This is a genomic window from Corynebacterium tuberculostearicum (genome assembly GCF_022347235.1).
Taxonomy (GTDB): Bacteria; Actinomycetota; Actinomycetes; order Mycobacteriales; family Mycobacteriaceae; genus Corynebacterium; species Corynebacterium tuberculostearicum_F.
This window is the reverse complement of the sequence record NZ_JAKRDX010000007.1, coordinates 18,046-33,389: the sequence shown is the minus strand read 5'-3', so window position 1 is coordinate 33,389 and position 15,344 is coordinate 18,046. Positions and strand designations below refer to the sequence as shown.

Annotated in this window: 10 protein-coding genes; 3 read left to right on the top strand and 7 right to left on the bottom strand. The window is 60.9% G+C overall.

Features of this window, described 5'->3' with window-relative positions; genetic code table 11:
- Nucleotides 1–25 precede the first annotated feature (25 nt).
- Together MHK09_RS05315 and MHK09_RS05310 are read left to right on the top strand one after the other, a co-directional pair.
- Nucleotides 26–484: a MarR family winged helix-turn-helix transcriptional regulator gene (locus MHK09_RS05315; protein WP_049360265.1), complete on the top strand. Its 459-nt coding sequence runs from the start codon at nucleotides 26–28 to the stop codon at nucleotides 482–484.
- Nucleotides 485–4,408 carry a Pls/PosA family non-ribosomal peptide synthetase gene (locus tag MHK09_RS05310; protein WP_250412902.1) on the top strand — a complete coding sequence of 1,308 codons (3,924 nt, stop codon included), beginning with the start codon at nucleotides 485–487 and terminating at the stop codon, nucleotides 4,406–4,408.
- Between the two features lie 22 nt (nucleotides 4,409–4,430).
- On the opposite strand, the gene MHK09_RS05305 is transcribed toward MHK09_RS05310, so the two are convergent.
- The 7 genes from MHK09_RS05305 to MHK09_RS05275 all read right to left on the bottom strand — a co-directional run bounded on the left by MHK09_RS05305 (nucleotide 4,431) and on the right by MHK09_RS05275 (nucleotide 13,556).
- Nucleotides 4,431–6,077 (bottom strand): metallophosphoesterase family protein, encoded by a 1,647-nt coding sequence (locus tag MHK09_RS05305; RefSeq protein ID WP_250412901.1) that lies wholly within the window; start codon nucleotides 6,075–6,077, stop codon nucleotides 4,431–4,433.
- A gap of 106 nt (nucleotides 6,078–6,183) precedes the next feature.
- Nucleotides 6,184–7,332, bottom strand: a complete 1,149-nt coding sequence (locus MHK09_RS05300) for an alpha/beta hydrolase (RefSeq protein WP_250412900.1) — start codon at nucleotides 7,330–7,332, stop codon at nucleotides 6,184–6,186.
- A gap of 276 nt (nucleotides 7,333–7,608) precedes the next feature.
- Complete coding sequence (gene ppk2, locus MHK09_RS05295) at nucleotides 7,609–8,508, bottom strand: polyphosphate kinase 2 (protein ID WP_023019951.1); 900 nt, start codon at nucleotides 8,506–8,508, stop codon at nucleotides 7,609–7,611.
- A gap of 153 nt (nucleotides 8,509–8,661) precedes the next feature.
- The gene (locus MHK09_RS05290) at nucleotides 8,662–8,808 is read right to left on the bottom strand and encodes a hypothetical protein (RefSeq protein WP_179387008.1); all 147 of its coding nucleotides are present in this window, start codon (nucleotides 8,806–8,808) and stop codon (nucleotides 8,662–8,664) included.
- A 33-nt stretch (nucleotides 8,809–8,841) separates the two neighbouring features.
- Entirely contained in the window at nucleotides 8,842–9,021 is a 180-nt protein-coding gene (locus MHK09_RS05285; RefSeq protein WP_250410826.1) for a hypothetical protein, read from the bottom strand.
- A gap of 685 nt (nucleotides 9,022–9,706) precedes the next feature.
- Nucleotides 9,707–11,353 carry a chaperonin GroEL gene (groL, locus tag MHK09_RS05280; RefSeq protein WP_023019954.1) on the bottom strand — a complete coding sequence of 549 codons (1,647 nt, stop codon included), beginning with the start codon at nucleotides 11,351–11,353 and terminating at the stop codon, nucleotides 9,707–9,709.
- A 232-nt stretch (nucleotides 11,354–11,585) separates the two neighbouring features.
- Nucleotides 11,586–13,556, bottom strand: a complete 1,971-nt coding sequence (locus tag MHK09_RS05275; protein ID WP_250412899.1) for an OPT family oligopeptide transporter — start codon at nucleotides 13,554–13,556, stop codon at nucleotides 11,586–11,588.
- Nucleotides 13,557–13,784: 228 nt separating this feature from the next.
- Here MHK09_RS05275 and MHK09_RS05270 point away from each other — a divergent pair, with 228 nt between their 5' ends.
- Nucleotides 13,785–15,152, top strand: a complete 1,368-nt coding sequence (locus MHK09_RS05270) for a dipeptidase (RefSeq protein ID WP_250412898.1) — start codon at nucleotides 13,785–13,787, stop codon at nucleotides 15,150–15,152.
- Nucleotides 15,153–15,344: the final 192 nt, after the last annotated feature.

Here is a 15,344-nt window from a genome sequence, read left to right as displayed (position 1 = left end):
AATCTTTTGGGATTATGATGATGGTATGGCTTCCACGAATAATTCTGTAATCCCAACGACCCTGCTTGAGTCCCCGTCGTTCCAATTGGAGCGCCTCCGCCGCCGCACCCGCGATGGCGTAGAGGCTGCTTTGCAGACCAAGCAGACGACGCTGCGCGAGTACTGGGTTCTTACCTGCCTGGTGGACGCGGATGCCGCGTCGCAGTCCTACCTCTCCGAGACCCTGGCCATTGATGCCTCTGACATGGTGCGTCTTATCGACGCCCTCGAGGACCGCGGCTGGGCCAAGCGCGAGCGCGATCCGAAGGATCGCCGCCGCCAGATCGTCGCGTCCACTAAGAAGGGCGCGAAGGTTCACAAGGATCTGGCGGAGCTTGTTGCCACTGCCGAGGACGAGGCCTTGGATGAGTCCACCAATAAGCAGCTCAAGCACCTGAGAAAGTTGGCCAAGTCCATCATTGCCGCAGACGAAGAAGAGGCATAAATGGCGGGTCCCGAATCGCTCGTCCCGCAGCAGTACCTTCTAGGAAGCGCGGCACCGCGGCCGCGCACGCTGTGGGACATCATTACCACCACCGCGGAAATGAACCCCGATGCTGCCGCGCTTGACGACGGCGAGATCATCACCTACTCCGAGCTCATCCACGAGGTCGAGCTGTGGGCCACCGAGCTGCACGCCAATGGCGTGCGCCGGGGCGATCGGATCGGCATCCGGATGACCTCCGGCAAGCGCGAGCTCTACCTCGCCATTTTGGCGACCCTGGCGGCGGGCGCGGCCTACGTGCCTGTCGACGCCGATGACCCAGACGAGCGCGCCGAGATGGTCTTCGGCGAGGCCGATATCGATGGCGTCTTTACTGATGAAGGCTTCCGCTTCCTGCGCGACTCCGCGCGCCCGGACGCCCCCAACACCTCCGCCGAGGAGCCGGCCGAGAACCCCAATGCCCCGCGCCCAGAAGACACCGCGTGGATCATCTTCACCTCCGGTTCCACCGGCAAGCCGAAGGGCGTGGCCGTGAGCCACCGTTCCGCGGCCGCCTTCGTGGATGCCGAAGCAAGCCTCTTTTTGGTCAACCACCCGCACGGGCCGCTCGGCCCGGAGGATCGTGTACTCGCCGGGCTGTCCGTCGCCTTCGATGCCTCCTGTGAGGAAATGTGGCTGGCCTGGGGCCACGGTGGCTGCTTGGTCCCGGCGCCGCGATCTCTGGTGCGCTCCGGCATGGATTTGGGCCCGTGGCTCATCCGCCGCGATATTACCGTCGTGTCCACCGTGCCTACCCTGGCGGGCCTGTGGCCGGCCGAGGCGCTGGATAATATCCGCCTGCTCATCGTCGGCGGCGAGGCCTGCTCGCAGGAGTTGGTAGACCGCCTGGCCACCGAGGACCGCGAAATGTGGAATACCTACGGCCCTACTGAAGCCACCGTCGTCGCCTGTGCGCAGCAGATGCTGCCAGGCCGGCCGGTATCCATTGGCTTGCCGTTGAATGGGTGGGACCTGGTGGTCGTCGATAAGCAGGGCATGCCTGTGGAATTAGGCGGCGTCGGCGAGCTGGTGATCGGCGGCGTGGGACTGGCGTCCTACCTGGATCCGGCCAAGGATGCGGAGAAGTACGCCCCGCTGGAGTCGATGGGCTGGCAGCGTGCGTATCGCACCGGTGACCACGTGCGCCTGGAAGAAGACGGGCTGTACTTCGTCGGCCGCGTGGATGACCAGGTGAAAATTGGCGGGCGCCGCATTGAGCTCGGTGAGGTCGAAGCCAATGTTGCGGCCCTGGATAACGTCTATAACTCGGCCGTGGCCGTGCAGAAGACCCCGGGCGGCGAGTCCGTCTTGGTGGGCTATGTTTCCCTCGAGGATGAGGCCAAGGGCTTCGATCACGAGGCCGCGCACGCTCGCCTGGCCGAAACCATGCCGGCCGCGCTCGTCCCGCGCATCTGCGTCATGGAAGAACTGCCGGTGCGCACCTCCGGCAAGGTGGATAAGAAGGCCCTACCGTGGCCGCTGCCGGGAGTGGGCGTGGAATCGACCACGCTGACCGAGACCGAGAAGTGGCTCGCGGAGCTGTGGGTAGAAACGCTCGGCGTGTCCGTGGAAGACGAGAACGCCGACTTTTTCTCGCTCGGCGGCACCTCGCTGGCGGCCGCGACCCTCGTGGGCCATATCAGGGAGCGCTACCCCACCGTGGCCGTGCGCGACCTCTATGACCACCCGCGCTTGGGCTCGCTGGCCGAGCTCATCGCTGGCGCCGAGCCACGCCCCGCGGCTGCCGATGTCCCCATGCGCGAGGTCACCAAGGTCGGCTTCGGCACCCGCCTCGCCCAGACCTTGATTCAGATCCCCGTCATGACGCTGGCCGCCTCCAGCTGGCTGGCATGGCTTCTGCTGGGTTCCACCGTGGCGGCATCCCTGGGCTTTGAGTGGGCCGCGGCCTATCCGTGGTGGCTGGTCATTGCCATGCTCATCGTCTTTGTCACCCCCGTCGGCCGCATCCCCATTGGCGGCTACGGTGCGCGTCTTATTACGGCCGGAATTAAGCCGGGCGATTACCCGCGCGGCGGTTCGACGCACCTGCGCATCTGGGCGGCCGAGCGCTGGGCTAATGCCTCTGGCGCGAGCTCCCTGGCCGGTGCCACGCGCGTGAATAACTACGCCCGTACTCTTGGCGTCAAGGTCAAGCGCGGCGTGGACCTGCATTCCCTGCCGCCGGTGACCGGCCTGCTCACTTTGGGCAAGCACGCCGCCATCGAGCCCGAAGTGGACCTCTCCGGTTACTGGTTGGACGGCGATATCCTGCATGTGGGCGCCATCGACGTCAAGGAAGGCGCTCGCGTGGGCGCACGCTCCACGCTGCTGCCTGGCACCGTGGTGGGCAAGTATGCCCACGTGGAAGCCGGTTCCACCGTTACCGGCCGCAAGAAGATCAAGGACGGCCAGCGCTGGTCCGGCTCGCCTGCCCAGAAGGTGGGTCGCTCCAAGCACCGCTTCCCGTCCCATACGCCGAAGCGCCGGCCGTGGTGGGTGGCTATTTATGACGCCACCTCCGTCCTGCTGGCCATCCAGCCGGTTGTAGCGCTGGCGGTAGGCGCGGCCATCGTCTTGGCCCTCGTGCATTCCACGGGCGGCGATAGCTTCGTCGGTGCGGTCTTCTTCGCGCCCGTCGGCGCGCTGGCGGCCTTTGCCACCTATATGCTGCAGACTTGGCTGGGCGTGCGCATCCTCTCGCTGGGCATTAGCCCGGGCGTAGCACCCGTGCGCTCGGCCAAGGGCTGGCGCCTGTGGGCCATCGAGCGCCTCATGGACGAGGCTCGCACCAAGCTCTTCCCGCTCTATGCCTCCCAGCTGACCCCAGCGTGGCTGCGCTCGCTCGGCGCGGAGATTGGCGCCAACGTGGAAATCTCCACCGCGGTCATGATCCCCAAGCTCACCGAGGTCAAAGAAGGTGCCTTCCTGGCCGATGACACCATGATCGGCGGCTACGAGCTCGGCGGCGGCTGGATGCGCACCGGCGAGACCAAGGTGGGCAAGCGCTCTTTCGTGGGCAACTCCGGCATCACCGCGCCCGGCCGCAAGCTATCGAAGAACTCGCTGGTTGCCGTTCTTTCTTCTACCCCGAAGAAGACAAAAGCGGGCGCCAACTGGTGGGGTGCGCCGCCAGAGCGCATGCGCCGCGTGACCGTAGAGGTGGACTCCCCCGCCAACTCGGGCGAGGCGCTGACCTATAACCCGGGCTTTGCCGTCAAGGCCGCCCGCGGCGTGGTGGAAACCATGCGCCTTTTGGCACCGATGTTTTCTGCCATGCTGCTCGCGGCAACCCTCAGCGTCTACGACTCGCTTCTCGACGCCCTCGGCTTCCCCCTTACCTGGCTCCTTTCCGGCCTCGTGCTCATGGGCATGGGTGCGGTGGCCATGGCCGTCACCGTCGCGGTGAAGTGGATCTGTGTGGGCAAGCACCGCGCGGCCGACCACCCATTGTGGTCCGCTTTTGTCTGGCTCAACGAGCTGCAGGATACCTTCGTGGAGGTCGTCGCCGCGCCGTGGTTCTTCCAGCACACCTACGGCTCTGGCGAGATCAACCTGGGGCTGCGCGCCCTCGGCGTGGAGATCGGCCACGGCGCGTGGATCGATTCCTACTGGTTCCCGGAAACGGACCTCATCCGCGTCGGTGAGGCCGCCACCGTGGGCCCTGGCACCGTGGTACAAACCCACCTTTTCCAGGACCGCGTGATGAGCCTAGATACCGTCACCATCCAGGACGGCTCCACGCTGGCTGCCCATTCCGTGGCGCTGCCGGCCTCGCTCATCGGCACGGCCTCCACCGTAGGCCCCGGCTCGCTGGTTATGCGCGGCGACCGCGTTCCCACCAACGCCGTATGGCAGGGCAACCCCATCGAGCCGTGGAAGCGCTAGGCCGCTGCCCGTAGCCTGCGCCCTACCGCGCGAAGTCCTGGTATTTAATCATCTCGCCGGACTTGAAGTCCCAGGCCTCCACCCGGACGCGGTCTGCAAAGACCTTGACCCGCAGTCCGGTGGAGGCCTCTTCCTTTTCCTTGACGATTGTCTCGTCATTATCGCCATCCGGCAGATACTCATTGAGGATGGCGCCGGTGTTGACCACCGGGAAACCGGTGCGGCCGGCCTCGCCGGTGCCGTCGTAGCGGCGGGTTCCCCACCAGTTATTTTGGTGCAGCGAGGAGTGGCTGTGGCTGCTAAACCACACGATGTTGTTGTACTTATTGACCACATTGGAAAGCGCCTCGAGGTCCTCAAAGTCATTCTGGTACCACGCCGAATGCGACATAGATACCGTCTGCGGCAGCAGCGGATGGCTAAAGACCAGCGCTGGTGTGCCCTTAGCATCCCAATACGCCAGGCGCTCATCTAGCCAGTCGAGCTGCTCCTTGCTAAGGCGCTGGAACGGCTCCTTGCCGTGGCGCAGAATATCGGAATAAAACTCGGTATTCACCGAAATGAGCGGCACCCCATCCACCACTTCTTCCTTCCACGGCTTGTCCTGTCCGGAGTACTTGAGGAAGCGATCCAGGTAGGTCTTAGAGCCTTCCTTGCCATACATTTCGTGGTTGCCGATGGTCCACAATTCCTTGCCCGAATCGTGCGGTACCTCGCTGTGCGCGGCCAAGAAATCATCCCACTGCTGCTGCGAACCATCGTCCACGAGGTCGCCGTTGAGCACCAGCGCCCCGGCCTTATCCTCCATACCGTTCAACTGGCGGACCGCGTCTTTGTAGTCTTGGGGGTCGCCCTGGACGTCGGAAAGCACGTCCACGGTAGCTTGCGGCGAGCCTTGAAGCTCACCGAGCGGCTTGACGACGCCCACGTTGTCCACCGCCCACCACCAGTCATCATTGCCGTTGTTGTAGCTGAAGCGGATCTGCATATTCTTCGCGCCGGCCGGCACGTCCACACCAATGGACTCGTGCTTGGAGAATACGTCCTTATCAAAGGCGGCGATTTCCTGGGCCTCCCCACCATCGAAGGAGACCGTCACCGTGGCATTTTGCCCGTCCTTGCCTTGGCGGTAATGGTGGTCGAATTCCACATTCACTAGCTCCTGCCCCGCCACCGGGATAGCCGGGCTTTCCAGCTTGGCGGTCATGGAATCACCCTCGGCCAAACGCTGCTGCTTATTGTCGATGATGGCGAAGGTGTCATGCGCCTGGGTGAAGTAGTGGCGCATATCGGTACCAGATGCCCAGGTCCAATGGCGCATATCGCCAAAGGTCCAGCCCTTCCAGCGAGCCTCGCCTGAGTCCACACCCTGCACGTCGGTCTTCCACCCCTCCGGCGCGCGGTGGGTAAACCACGCCGGGGTATCCACCTCATCGAAGCTTTCCTGCCACAGCACCCGCGATTCAGTGCCTTCCCCCGGCTGCGCATCGTCCCCTGCGGAGGAACCCTCGGAGGCCCCCTGGGAAGACCCCCAGGAAGAGCCCAACGATGACCCCAAAGAAGAACCAAAGGAGGAACCTGGAAGCGAGGACTGGGCCGCCGCAACGGGCGCGCCTACCATTCCGGTGAGCGCCAGGACAGATGAGAAAGCACAGAGTTTATTTTTCATAATTCAATTTCTATCCGGCCTGGGCAACGAGGCGGTTACATATACGTAAACTCTTGGCAAGCACTGTATGCCTGCCAAGAGTTCTCTCCTTGGGTCCCGCGAGGATTTAGGCGTGGCGATCGAGCCAGTCCACGACGGTGTCGAGGGCCTGGTCGGCGGCCGGTTCATTGAAGACCTCGTGCTTCTGACCTTCCCAGGTCACATACTCCACATCTTCGGAAGAGATGGAGTTGTACCAATCCTGGGAGAAATACGGCGGCACGATGCCGTCCTTGGTGCCGTGCATGATGAGCGTCGGTGCGGTGAAGAGATCCGCATTGACGGCGTCATAATTCGCGATTGCCGCCAGCTGCAAGGCGGTACCGGCGCTGGTCTTCTGTGCGATAAGCGGGCTCGAAGCATACTCGTCCTTGACCGCCTGGCTGGTGGAGACCCCATCCGTGAACGGGTTAGAAAGCCTGATGTTCTTGCTCCACTCCGGCGATTGTGCACCGATTTCAGTGCGGTGCGGAATGAGGTTCTGCGCATAGTGCGCATTAAAGTTGGTGAGTTGGGCCAGCGGCAGGCGCTCAAAGATGGTGGGATCCAGCTTCTTCTGGGTCTCCGAAATATCATCCGGGGTGATATTCTTTCCGGCCACATTCTTGCCCGACAGGTTCAACGGCGCGCCGCCACCGTTGGTGATGATGCCATCGACCTTGCCCGGCTCACGGATGCCATAGGCCTCCACAGTCAGCGAACCCATCGAGTGGCCCAGCAGGAAGGTCTTAACTCCCTGGTTTTCCTCCTTGGCCATGTCCACCACATGGTCAAAGTCATCCAGGATGTACTGGAAGTTATCGATGTGCCCCAGTGGCACGCTGCCGCCCGCGGACTTGCCGTGCCCGCGGTGGTCTACACGGTAGACGCTGTAGCCCGCATCCAGCAGGCGCTTGGCGACGTAATCATATCGCCCCGAGTGCTCAGAGACACCGTGCGCAAGAACCACCGCACCGCGTGGGTTGGCCACCTTCTGCTTGCGGTAGTAGATCTTCACGCCCTCGCCATGAGCGCTGTCGAAGTAGCCTTCCTCATCGGATACCTGCTTTTCCGAGACAGTTGGGCGCCCCAATACATCTGGTTTCTGGTCTGCCGCGGGCGCAGGCACCGAGGCTTCCTGGGCGATTGCCCCTGCCGTGAGCGTGCCAGATACCGCAACTGGTGCCGCCAGTACTGCTGCCGCCGTCAGGCAGGCGGTTACGTACTTCTTCATCATCACTGTCCCCTCGTGGTGCTGTAGGTCATATCCTTGTTCTAGATGAGATTGAGATAACAGTGATGCTAAATATTCTAAGACGGAGACCACAAATAGTTTTCGACAATATTACCTACGGTTCCGTAACATAACCGCACGGAAATAGCCCTTTTAGAATCCAACAATTCCCGCGAAACTATTTCCGCACATTCACCCCTTTTGGTACCCCTAAAACAAAAAGCGGGAAACTCGGACTTACCGAGTTTCCCGCCTAATGTGCGGCTAATTTAGCTCAACCTAGTCACCAATCTGGTCGCGACCACGCTTAACGATGTTCTCATCGACCTCGCCCACCAGCTCGTGGTCCTTGTTCGTGTACTCGAACTTAGACAGCACGTAGCGCATGGCGTTAATACGGGCGCGCTTCTTGTCGTTGGACTTAATGGTAATCCACGGCGACTCTTCCGTATCCGTGTAGCGGAACTGCTCTTCCTTGGCACGGGTGTAGTCATCCCACTTATCCAGCGAAGCCAAGTCCATCGGGGACAGCTTCCACTGGCGCACCGGGTCAATCTGGCGGATAGCAAAGCGGGTGCGCTGTTCCTTACGGGTGACAGAGAACCACAACTTGGTCAGGGAGATACCCGAGCCAAGAATCATATTCTCCAGCATCGGAACCTCACGAAGGAACTCCGCGTGCTGGCTTTCGGTACAAAAGCCCATAACGCGCTCCACACCGGAGCGGTTGTACCAAGAGCGGTCAAAGAAGACGATCTCGCCACCGGCCGGGAAGTGTTCAATATATCGCTGGAAGTACCAGGAGGTGGACTCACGCGGCGACGGCTTCTCCAGAGCGACAGTGCGAGCGCCACGCGGGTTCAGGTGCTCGTTAAAGCGCTTAATGGTGCCACCCTTGCCGGCCGCGTCGCGACCCTCAAAGATAATGATGTGGCGCTGGCCAGTCTCCTTGGTCCAGTTCTGCCACTTCAGCAGCTCAATCTGCAGAGCGCGCTTCACAGACTCGTACTCATCGCGAGTCATACGCTCATCATAGGGGTAATTTTCCCGCCAAGTCTGAACCGGGGAACCATCCGGCATGATCAGCGAAGGATCATCTTCATCGGTTCCATCGACGACGTAGCCGTCAGTTTTTGCCAGGTCGATCTCGGGAAGGTCGTCGTCTTTAATATCAGCCATGCATTAAGTGTAACCCGAATGTAGACATCTAGCGCGCTAAATTTTCGCAGTTACCCCTGCTCCCCGATGACCAACAAAACAAAAAGAAGGCCTACCGAAACGGTAGGCCTTCTTGCTTCAGTGAGCGCTAAAGCTCAGAACTGAAGGATGTTCTTATGCGAACATGCCGATCAGCTTGGAAGCACCCTTAGCTACATCAACCAGCGGGGATGCAACCAGGAAGAGCTGGTCGAAGACGTACTTGATCGGCTCGAAGATGCCCTCGGAGGAAGCAGCGAACTGGGAAATGAAGTCAGACATTTTGTCTCCTTAAGACTTGTTTAGGAAATGAAATTACTTGGAGGAAAGGAAATCAGCGTAGGAAGAAAGATTCTCGTTGATGCCCTTAATCGGTGCCATCTCGCCACCCAGGAACAGGTGACCGAAGCCCTGCAGGCCGCCAAGAACCTTTGCCCAGCCTTCCCAGGTGTTAACGAAGTTGTCCAGGTGAGTCTGTACGAGGGAGAGATCCATGTTTGAACTCCTAAAATAGTTCCGAAGCTATCTTGCCCCGGAGGGGGTTTGCAGTTTGCAGACACCCTCAGTGGGCGTCACAAGAAATATTTTGGCACAAGTTCAATCTAAAGCAAGTCAATTTTGCATAGGTGTCTGCACATCTAGGCGATTCGATAAGAAAAGAGCTATATCCTATAGGGGTATTGGAAAATTTTTACCTCACGGCACAATCGCCCTGAACTGCGTTTTTCGTTTGCCAAATAGTTGATTGCGTTAAATAAACTTTAACACTGTAACGCTTCGGGGTGTAGCGAACGATAGTTATGCCCGTAACCCAGTCTTCCCAAGGGAAAAAATTTTTCTAATCCAACCCGTTAAAATTACCCCTATACGGGGTCATTGGGGCGCATGGTTCGCGTGTTAAGTACCGTGGCGCTGAATTGTAAGCCTGCCTGAACAATGAATCGGGCAGTGTGCGTTGAACATGCGTACCGATTAGAAAACTACAGTGACAAGCAGATTCAGCGATTGGCCCGAGAAATTGCGATGAACTCGTATCGTATCGGCGACGCAAAGTGGTGCAGACACGCCGAAGCGCCCCGCCTCATGCGCTCTAAAGCACAGAAGCGGGGCGCTCAAAAGGGGCTAGAAGGCCGCTAAGAGCCTTGTCTGAGCCCGTCTCTAGACCTATCGGGGTTTGGACTTAGAAGCCCATGCCGCCCATAGCGTCAGCGTCCGGCATGCCGTTGTTGGCGCCGGCCGGCTCAGGCTTGTCGGCGACGACAGCCTCGGTGGTCAGGAACAGGGCTGCAATGGATGCAGCGTTCTGCAGAGCGGAGCGGGTGACCTTAACCGGGTCATTGATGCCAGCCTCCATGAGGTTGACGTACTCACCGGTAGCAGCGTTCAGACCCTCGCCTGCCGGCAGGGAGGAAACCTTGTCAGCAACAACGCCCGGCTCCAGGCCAGCGTTGTGCGCAATCTGCTTCAGCGGTGCAGACAGGGCCTCGCGGACGATCTTGACGCCGGTAGCCTCGTCGCCCTTGAGGTCATCCAGGGAATCCAGGACGGAAGCAGCCTGCAGCAGTGCTACGCCGCCGCCGGCAACGATGCCCTCTTCCACGGCAGCCTTTGCGTTGCGGACTGCGTCCTCGATGCGGTGCTTGCGCTCCTTGAGCTCAACCTCGGTAGCGGCACCGACCTTGAGGACGGCAACGCCGCCGGAGAGCTTAGCCAGGCGCTCCTGCAGCTTCTCGCGGTCGTAGTCGGAGTCGGAGCTTTCGATCTCGGCACGGATCTGCTTGATGCGGCCGTCGATCTGCTCCTGGGAGCCAGCACCCTGAACGATGGTGGTCTCGTCCTTGGTGACGACAACCTTGCGTGCCTGGCCCAGGTACTCGAGCTCGGCGGTCTCGAGGGAGAGGCCGACCTCCTCGGAGATGACCTGGCCGCCGGTGAGGATGGCCATGTCCTGCAGGGTAGCCTTGCGGCGGTCGCCGAAGCCCGGTGCCTTAACCGCAACGGACTTGAAGGTGCCGCGGATCTTGTTCACAACGAGGGTGGACAGGGCCTCGCCCTCAACGTCCTCAGCGATGATGAGCAGCGGCTTGCCGGACTGCATGACCTTCTCCAGCAGCGGGACGAGGTCCTTGATGTTGGAGATCTTGGAGGAGACCAGCAGGATGTACGGATCCTCCAGGACCGCCTCCTGGCGCTCCATATCGGTAGCGAAATAACCGGAGATGTAGCCCTTATCAAAGCGCATGCCTTCGGTTACCTCGAGGTCAACGCCGAAGGTATTGGACTCTTCCACGGTGATAACGGAGTCCTTGTTTACGGAGCCGTTGCCCACGGTGTACATAGCCTCAGCGATCTTCTCGCCGATTGCTGGGTCAGCGGCGGAGATGCCAGCGGTGGTAGCAATCTGCTCCTGGGTTTCTACTTCCTTGGCGGAAGACAGCAGGGAGTCCACAACCTTCTTGGTTGCGGTCTCAATGCCGCGCTTGATGCCCATGGGGTTGGAACCTGCGGCCACATTGCGCAGGCCTTCGCGTACCAGAGCCTGTGCCAGCACGGTTGCGGTGGTGGTGCCGTCGCCTGCGACGTCGTCAGTCTTCTTGGCAACTTCCTTGACCAGCTCGGCGCCGATCTTCTCGTAAGCATCCTCGAGCTCGATTTCGCGAGCGATGGAAACACCGTCGTTGGTAATGGTCGGAGCGCCCCAGGACTTTTCCAGGACGACGTTGCGACCCTTGGGGCCGAGGGTGACCTTGACGGCGTCGGCAAGCGTGTTGAGGCCGCGCTCAAGGCCGCGGCGGGCCTCTTCATCAAAAGCGATAATCTTTGCCATTGTGTTTGTGCTCCTTGGTTTATTGAGGACGACACTCACGTCTTTCTCGCTGCGGACGCCCGCGACGGCATGGCTGGTGAGTGTGAACCAACCTCAACCACAACGATGTAGATTTATCTGGCACTCATACTGTGCGAGTGCTAACGACCATTCTGGCACTCTCCTACCGTGACTGCAAGAAAAAATGACGCCCCCGCGAAGGGACGCCATTATATAAGGAATGGATCAGGAACTAAGCCTTCTTCACCGTGCGTTTGGTCCAGCGGTAAATGAACGTCAGCGCGATAATAAAGAGGATCACGCCCACGATGGTCGCAGACGTGCCGCCCTCGAAGATTTCCAGCGGGCTCTCGCCGCCAGCAGCGGCAATGATGCCGGCGTTGACCACGCCAAAGAGGGACTCACCCACGATGAGGCCGGTGGCCAGGAGGGTACCCATACGCTTGGCAAACTCCGGGTGGGATTGCTTCGCGGCCCACTTGTCATAGAAGGTGCCCAAAATAGCACCGATGGGGATGACGATGGTCAGGGCGGCCGGTAGGTACATACCCATGCCGGCGGCCAGCGGGGACAGCGAGTACTTATCGGTGAACTTGCGCAGGAGCTCGTCAATGATAATGAGGACAGCGCCAATGGCCATGCCGATGAAGATGAGGTTCCAATCCAACGAGCTATCGAAGATGCCGGAGGCAACGGAGGACATTAGGGCGGCTTGCGGGGCCGCCAGGGCGTCTTCGCCGGCGCCTTCCATGCCTTGGAAGCCGAAGCCATTGAGCATGACCTGCAGAATCGGCGGGATGACCAGGGAGCCGAAGACCACGCCGATGATGAGCGCAACCTGCTGCTTCCACGGAGTAGCGCCGACGAGCTGACCGGTCTTGAGGTCCTGCAAGTTGTCATTGGAAATGGTGGCAATGCCAAAGACGATGGCCGCGGTAAAGAGCGTGTAGGCCACCAAAGACAAAGGATCCGCAGTGGTGCCGCGGGTGACAGCCGCGATGAGCAGCGAGGCAGCGAGCACGGCGATGATGCCAATGGAGGAAATTGGCGAGTTAGACGCACCAATCAGGCCGGCCATGTAGCCGCACACGGAGGCGATAATCAGGCCTACCAGCAGGGTAAAGAGGACGGAGACGGTAATGAGCACGGCCATGTGGTCGTGGATATCGGTACCGCGCACAAAGTCCCACAACAGCAATGCGATAGGCACCATGAACGCCACGATGGTGGTGGCGACATAGGGGAAGGGAATATCACGCTCGGTAACGTCCACGGCGGAGCCGGACTTGCGGGCGCGCGAGGAGGCTAGAGACTGACGGATGCCCACAGCAATGGGAGCGGCGATCTTCAGCAGGGTCCAAATGGCGGCGATGGCCATGGTCCCCACACCGATGAAGCGGATGTCATCGGAGAAGGTGGTATCGACGACGTCGGCAAGCGCGGTGGCGCCCGTAATATCGCCGGTGGTGAAGATAGGCAGCAAAATGAAGTAGGAAATCACCACGCCTACCAGCATGGCAATGCCTACCGGCAGGCCCACCAGGTGACCCACGCCGATAAGCGCGGTGGACAGGCTGGTGCCCAAGGTGGTCGCGCCGGCGCCGAGCTTGAAATAGGCGGTGACTTCGGAGGCGGCGGCCTTCATTGCGGTCAGCAGCGCCATAACGGCCGAGGTAATGCCGCCCGCGACGATGACACGCAGGCCCTTGGCATTTTCCTCATGGCTGGCGCCATCGGCGTTCTCGTCGCCTACTTTGAGGACCTCGGCCGCGGCCACGCCCTCCGGGTAGGGCAGGTCGGAGCCGGTGACCAAAGCGCGGCGCAGCGGGATGGAATACATCACGCCCAGCACGCCGCCGATGATGCACACGCCGGCCGTCTGTACGAAGCCAAAGCCCTGCCAATACCCCACCATCACCAGGCCTGGGAGGACGAAGATGATGGCGGACAAGGTGCCTGCGGCAGAGGCGATGGTCTGCACGATGTTGTTTTCTTTAATGTTGTGGCCCTTGAACCGGCGCAGCACCGCCATGGAAATCACGGCGGCCGGGATGGAGGTAGCAAAAGTCAAGCCCACCTTCAGGCCCAAGTACACATTGGCGGCGGTGAAGATGAGGGTAATCAGGCCACCGATTATGATGCCGCGCAGAGTCAGCTCGGGCAGGGAGGCCTTGGAACCTGCGGCGGATGATGCGTTCGCCATGCCAGGTCCTTTCTATTCTCGGCTATGAAAGTTTCTTGTCTCACCCCGCGTAGCAGGCTACAGCCAGCAACGCCCGTTTTCGCCCGTTTCACTCCGGTTCTAACCCCGGTTTGTATCCGAACGGACAGAATCCGCACAGGGTGGAATGAATGAATTTTAGTTCATCACCCCAGCGTTTTCCTATTCCGGTTGCTCTATAGCTTGGGGCGGGCGGGTACCGTAGAGACCATGACTGCACTTAATGAAAGCATTCGCAACGATCGCGAGACCATTTTCCGCCAGCTCAGCGAGCTCGTGGCCTTTAATTCCGTCCACGACGAGGAAGGTTTGGAGGACCAGACCAAGGGAGCAAGCCAGTGGGTTAAGTCCGCACTGGAAGAGGCCGGAGTGAGCGTGGAAACCATCACCACGGCCGATGGCTCCACCGCCATCTTGGGTGAGCGCAAGGGCGATGAAGGCGCCAAGACGGTGCTGCTGTACTCCCACTATGACGTGGTGCCGGCCGGCAACCGCGAGGCTTGGGAATCCGATCCGTTCACCCTTACCGAGCGTGAGGCCGCTGATGGCTCCACCCGCTGGTACGGCCGCGGTGCCGCCGACTGCAAGGGCAATGTGGCCATGCACTTGGCCGCCCTGCGCGCGGTGGACAATAACGGTGGTACCAAGGTGAACCTGAAGTACCTCATCGAGGGCTCCGAGGAGCGCGGCGGCGAGGGCCTATCCCAGCTCATCAAGGATCGCCCAGAGCTTTTTGCTGCCGACGCCATTCTCATCGCCGATGCGGGCAACGCCGCTGTGGGCCAGCCGACCTTGACCACGTCCCTGCGCGGTGGCGCGCAGATTGGCGTGCAGGTCGATACCTTGGCCTCAGCCGTCCACTCCGGCCAATTTGGCGGCGCGGCACCGGATGCCGCCAAGGCGCTGATGCGCGCCATCGACTCCCTGTCCGATGAGTACGGCCGCACCGTTATCGATGGTGTGGATACCACCGCCGAGTGGTCCGGCCAGGAGTACCCGGCCGAGGCCTTCCGCGCCGATGCGCAGCTGCTGGAGGGTGCCAAGATCATGGGCGAAGACGACCCGGCCGGTGCCACCCCGGTGGCCAACATGGTCTGGTCCCGCCCGGCTATTACCGTGACTGGCTTTACCTCCACCCCGGTGGCAGAAGCCGTCAACGCCGTGCCCGCCACCGCTTCCGCGCAGCTCAACCTGCGCGTTCCGGCCGGTGCCGATGCCGCTGCGATTGCCGACGCCGTCTGTGATCACCTCCGCGCCCACACCCCATGGGGCGCCCACGTTAAGGCCGAAGTGCTTGAGGCCAATGCCGGTTTTGCCACCGATCCAGAAAAGCCCGCCGCTGCGCTACTGGGCGAGTGCCTTTCCGAGTCCTATGGCACGGACACCGCCGCACAGGGCATGGGCGGTTCCATCCCGCTGACCACCGAGCTGCAAGAGGCTCACCCCAACGCGGAGATCGCTCTCTACGGCGTGGAGGAGCCAAAGTGCACCATCCATTCCGCCAATGAGTCCGTCGACCCCACCGAGATCGAAAACATCGCTGCCGCAGAAGCGCTCTTCTTGCAGCGCTACGCCTAAGACTGAAACCCCAGGTCCAGCCCGGGACCTGCCTGCCGCCGCGGTTAGCGCGGCTTACCCCGCACCTTGGGTGCGGGGTTTCTTTCTGCCGCGAAATGGCACCATATAATACAGCCCATAAAAATAATCCTTTCGAAGTCGTAGAAAAACCGGTAAAGTGACAAAAAGTTGGCCCCGCGCTCGGCCATGTTG

Excerpts from the sequence above, each read along its gene's own strand:
- MHK09_RS05315 (WP_049360265.1), top strand. The coding sequence starts at position 26 with ATGGCTTCCACGAATAATTCTGTAATCCCAACGACCCTGCTTGAGTCC.
- MHK09_RS05310 (WP_250412902.1), top strand. The coding sequence starts at position 485 with ATGGCGGGTCCCGAATCGCTCGTCCCGCAGCAGTACCTTCTAGGAAGC.
- MHK09_RS05305 (WP_250412901.1), bottom strand. The coding sequence starts at position 6,077 with ATGAAAAATAAACTCTGTGCTTTCTCATCTGTCCTGGCGCTCACCGGA.
- MHK09_RS05300 (WP_250412900.1), bottom strand. The coding sequence starts at position 7,332 with ATGATGAAGAAGTACGTAACCGCCTGCCTGACGGCGGCAGCAGTACTG.
- ppk2 (WP_023019951.1), bottom strand. The coding sequence starts at position 8,508 with ATGGCTGATATTAAAGACGACGACCTTCCCGAGATCGACCTGGCAAAA.
- MHK09_RS05290 (WP_179387008.1), bottom strand. The coding sequence starts at position 8,808 with ATGTCTGACTTCATTTCCCAGTTCGCTGCTTCCTCCGAGGGCATCTTC.
- MHK09_RS05285 (WP_250410826.1), bottom strand. The coding sequence starts at position 9,021 with ATGGATCTCTCCCTCGTACAGACTCACCTGGACAACTTCGTTAACACC.
- groL (WP_023019954.1), bottom strand. The coding sequence starts at position 11,353 with ATGGCAAAGATTATCGCTTTTGATGAAGAGGCCCGCCGCGGCCTTGAG.
- MHK09_RS05275 (WP_250412899.1), bottom strand. The coding sequence starts at position 13,556 with ATGGCGAACGCATCATCCGCCGCAGGTTCCAAGGCCTCCCTGCCCGAG.
- MHK09_RS05270 (WP_250412898.1), top strand. The coding sequence starts at position 13,785 with ATGACTGCACTTAATGAAAGCATTCGCAACGATCGCGAGACCATTTTC.